The organism is uncultured Succinatimonas sp., from assembly GCF_905203285.1.
In the GTDB taxonomy this organism is placed as follows: Bacteria; Pseudomonadota; Gammaproteobacteria; order Enterobacterales; family Succinivibrionaceae; genus Succinatimonas.
Genome location: NZ_CAJKVK010000125.1, coordinates 1 through 4368, shown reverse-complemented (window position 1 = coordinate 4368; position 4368 = coordinate 1). Strand labels below are relative to the sequence as shown.

The following is a 4368-nucleotide window of genomic DNA, read 5'->3' as shown; positions in this document are numbered from 1 at the left end:
AAGAGCCTCGTTCTTTAAAAAATGATAAAAACTTGGACTCTTTTTTACTTTGCTGTTATTAGAAATTAACAAAACTAAACACCAAAAAGCTTAATTATTGCCTCGAGCTGTTCTTTGCTTTTATAAGATAAAACCACTTTTCCTTTTTCATTACTTTGCGGAGTAAATTTTACTAAAGCACCATGCAAACTTGAATTTAAAGCTTTTTCCCAATCCTTATACATTGCACTTTTTTCAAACTTAGCTTTTGATGATCCTAAATCCTTATCAGACTCATCTTTAAGCTCTTTTATAAAAGCTTCCGTTTGTCTTACGTTTAATCCTTTCGATACCACTATTTTGGCAGCTTTTTCCTGAAGTTCACTATCAAGACTCAAAATGGCTTTTGCATGTCCCATTTCAATACTGCCGTCAAGCAGAAACTTTTTTACATTTTCATTTAACTGATTCAGACGCAAAATGTTAGTAACGCTGCTTCTTGATTTGCCTAAAGTTTTAGCAAGATCCTCTTGCGTTAATGAACATTCTTTCATCATCTGCAGCAAAGCCGAAGCTTGCTCCAATGGATTTAAATCTTTTCTTTGAATGTTCTCAATTAACGCTATCGCATAAGCATTTTTTTCAAGAACGTCACGAACCAGACAAGGAACTTCAGAAAGACCGGCAATTTTTGCAGCCCGGTAACGTCTTTCTCCACAGATTATTTCATACTTGCCGTCATCTTTGGATTTAACCAGTAACGGCTCTAAAAGACCGTGCTCCTTTATTGATAAAGCAAGTTCATTTAAAGCTTCACTATCAAAATTCTGACGCGGCTGATAAGGCGACGGAATTAAACAATCAAGCTTTAAATTCAACACAGTATTTTTAAGTTCAGTCTTAAACTCACGCTGCTGTGATAATAAAATATTTTCTTCACGTTGTGCGCGGGCTTTACTTTCGCTAAGTAACGCGTTTAAACCTCTGCCTAAACCTGCCACTTCAAAATTCCTCTTTATTTTCCGTCTTTTTGCAACATCTCATGAGCTAATGCCATATAAGCCTTTGATCCCATCGATGATTTATCGTAATACATTGCAGGCTTTCCAAAACTTGGAGCTTCTGCAAGTCTTACATTTCGCGGAATAATAGTTTCATAAACTAAAGTATCAAAATTACGCTTTAACTCATCCGAAACATCGCTTGACAAACGATTACGATTATCAAACATTGTACGTAAAATTCCCTCTATTTTAAGTTTGGGATTTACTGCATGAGCTAATTGATCGACAGTGTCGATAAGCAAAGTCAAACCTTCAAGAGCAAAATACTCACACTGCAGCGGCACCAGAATACTGTCGGCTGCGCACATGGCATTAACGGTAAGTAAATTAAGAGAAGGCGGACAATCGATAAAAATATAATCGTAATTATCTTTTATATCATTTAAAGCATTTTTTAATCTGAATTCTCTTGCCAAATAATCAAGAAGCTTTACTTCTGCGGCAGTTAAATCCTCATTGGCAGGAATTAAATGAAAGGCACCGTTAGTCTCTTCAATAAGACAATCACGAATATCCATTCCGTCTATTAAAACTTGGCAAATTGTCTTTTTAAGTTCAAATTTATTAATTCCTGACGCCATTGTGGCATTTCCTTGCGGATCAGAATCAATCACTAAGACTCTTTTCTGTAATGAAGCAAGGGATGCAGCTAAATTAACGCAGGTTGTTGTTTTTCCGACACCGCCTTTTTGATTAGCGATAGCTATAATCCTGGACATATTTAAATCCTTATTCCGCTTTTTCTATAAAAACAGCTTTTCGTTCTGCATTTAAAGTCGGGACTTTTAATTCTTCAATTTTCTTTATTTTAACAAAGAGCGGTAACTCTTTTATCTCGCTGTCTTCAAGATTTGCCTTCATGGCGATAAATATCCCTTTATCATCAAGAAGATGATTACACCACTCAACCATACGTCCTAATGGAGCAAAAGCTCTGCTTACTATACAGTCAAATGGCGTAAGCGGCTTTATATTTTCACAGCGATCATTTATTAAAGTGACATTTTCAAGTTTAAGCTGAACTGCAGCACTTTTAACAAAAGATAATTTCTTTGCTACAGAATCAATTAAAGTAAAGTGTTTATCAGGATTTAATATTGCTAAAACCAATCCGGGGAAGCCTGCTCCTGTCCCAACATCAGCAATATTTTTTCCCTGTAAAAGAGGTGAAATGACAGCGCTGTCTAAAATATGCAGTACTACCATATCATCAGGATCTTTTATCGAGGTTAAGTTTAATGCCTTATTCCATTTACATAACAGTACAACAAGCTCTGCAAGCTTTTGTACTTTATCATCATCAAAAGCAACTGTAGTCTTAAGCAAAAGATCTTTGATTTTTTCAAAGAGATAATCAGCCTGTGGTAAGGCTGTGTGTTTATTAAAACTCATGCTGTGCCTTTAATTTTTACCGATTAAATTTAACTTCTTTAAATGAACCATCAAAATTGAAATTGCTGCAGGAGTTACGCCTGAAATACGTGATGCCATACCTAAAGTTTCAGGTTTATATTCATTAAGTTTTTGAGCAACTTCATTTGATAAAGCACTAATGTTTTTATAATCAAAATTAAGCGGCAGCAAAGTTTTTTCATTCTGCTCACGCTTTTTGATTTCTTCCATTTCATGCTCTAAATAGCCTTGGTAGCGAATCTGAATTTCTACCTGTTCACGAGCTTGATCGGTTGAAACTATAGGATCAAGACTGCAGGCTTTAAGCAAATTATCAAGATTAGCTTCAGGACGACGCAAAATTTCTTCTAGCTTCTGCTCCTTTGACAAGGGAGTCTTTAAAACTTTAGAAAGCTCTTTAGCTTCATCAGAAGAAGGTTTTATCAAAGTAGATTTTAATCTTGCTTTTTCTCTTTCAATTTCATTAACCTTCTTTTCAAAAGCACTATAACGTTCACCGTCAATAAGACCTAAATCATAAGCAATAGGGGTTAAACGTAAATCTGCGTTATCTTCTCGCAGCATCAAACGATATTCAGCACGAGAGGTAAACATGCGATAAGGTTCTTTCGTGCCCAAAGTGCAAAGATCATCCATCATTACACCGATATAAGCCTGATTGCGTGACGGGAACCAAGGTTTTTTACCTTTTATGAATAAAGCAGCGTTAATTCCTGCCAAAAGTCCTTGTGCTGCGGCTTCTTCATATCCGGTTGTTCCGTTAATCTGTCCAGCAAGAAACAATCCTTTTATTTTCTTAGACTGCATTGACACGGATAATTCGCGCGGATCGTAAAAATCATATTCAATTGCATAGCCAGGTCTTGCGATAACTGCATTTTCCAGACCTTCAATTGAATGAATGAATTTTTCCTGAATATCATAAGGTAAAGATGTTGATATACCGTTAGGATAAACCAAAGGAGAAGTTAAACCTTCAGGCTCAATAAAAATCTGGTGAGAAGTGCGATTTGGATAACGTACTACTTTATCTTCAATTGACGGACAGTAACGAGGACCTACACTATGAATAACTCCGGAGTAAAGAGGACTTCTATCAAGACCTGAACGAATGATCTCGTGAGTTATCTCATTAGTTCTTGTAATATAACAAGGTACTTGTGTCGGATGAACATCAGCTTCATCCATAAATGAAAAAACCGGCTGCGGATACTCAGGATCCTGTTTTTGCATTTTTGAATAATTAATAGATGAAGAAACGATACGTGCAGGTGTTCCGGTTTTTAATCTGCCTACTTTAAGACCTAACTCTTTTAAATTTTCAGCAAGACCTATAGAAGCAGGATCTCCGGCTCTACCGCCCTGATAATGATTTAAGCCAATATGAATCAATCCGTTTAAAAAAGTACCAGAGCAAATAACAACGGCATTTGCTCTAAATTGGATACCTGCCGCAGTATCGACACCGCTTAAAGTTTCACCGTCAAAAATAAGTTTGGTACAAGGCTGCTGAAAAATTGTTAAATTTGGATAATCAGTAAGAGTTTTTCTTATTACTTCTTTATATAAATGACGATCTGTTTGAGCACGAGTTGCCCTTACTGCCGGTCCTTTTGATGAATTTAAAGTACGAAATTGAATTCCGGCACGATCAATTGCTTTAGGACAAATTCCGCCCATTGCATCAATTTCTCGCAGTAAATGACCTTTACCGATTCCGCCGAAAGCCGGATTACATGACATTTCACCGATTGTTTCGATATTATGAGTTAAAAGTAGGGTTTTACATCCCATTCTTGCTGCAGCACCGGCTGCTTCAATTCCGGCATGTCCGGCACCTACAACAATTACATCAAATATTCTTTGTTCTGAAAGATAAGCGTTATCCATAATAATTATTTAATAAATTAAC

Annotated in this window: 4 protein-coding genes; all 4 read right to left on the bottom strand. The window is 36.3% G+C overall.

Going from position 1 to position 4368, the window contains the following annotated elements:
* Positions 1-74: 74 nt before the first annotated feature.
* Genes QZ019_RS09385 through mnmG form a run of 4 tightly spaced genes read right to left on the bottom strand, consistent with a single transcriptional unit; the run spans position 75 to position 4346 of the window.
* A complete protein-coding gene (locus QZ019_RS09385) occupies positions 75-980 on the bottom strand; it encodes a ParB/RepB/Spo0J family partition protein (RefSeq protein WP_009143841.1) in 906 nt (301 codons plus the stop codon).
* Positions 981-994: 14 nt separating this feature from the next.
* Positions 995-1762, bottom strand: coding sequence for an AAA family ATPase (locus QZ019_RS09380; RefSeq protein WP_295484510.1), 768 nt, complete (start codon positions 1760-1762; stop codon positions 995-997).
* A gap of 10 nt (positions 1763-1772) precedes the next feature.
* A complete protein-coding gene (gene rsmG / locus QZ019_RS09375; protein WP_294564226.1) occupies positions 1773-2435 on the bottom strand; it encodes a 16S rRNA (guanine(527)-N(7))-methyltransferase RsmG in 663 nt (220 codons plus the stop codon).
* Positions 2436-2444: 9 nt separating this feature from the next.
* On the bottom strand, positions 2445-4346 hold the full coding sequence (gene mnmG, locus QZ019_RS09370) for a tRNA uridine-5-carboxymethylaminomethyl(34) synthesis enzyme MnmG (protein ID WP_294564223.1): 1902 nt from the start codon (positions 4344-4346) through the stop codon (positions 2445-2447).
* Between the last annotated feature and the right edge of the window lie 22 nt (positions 4347-4368).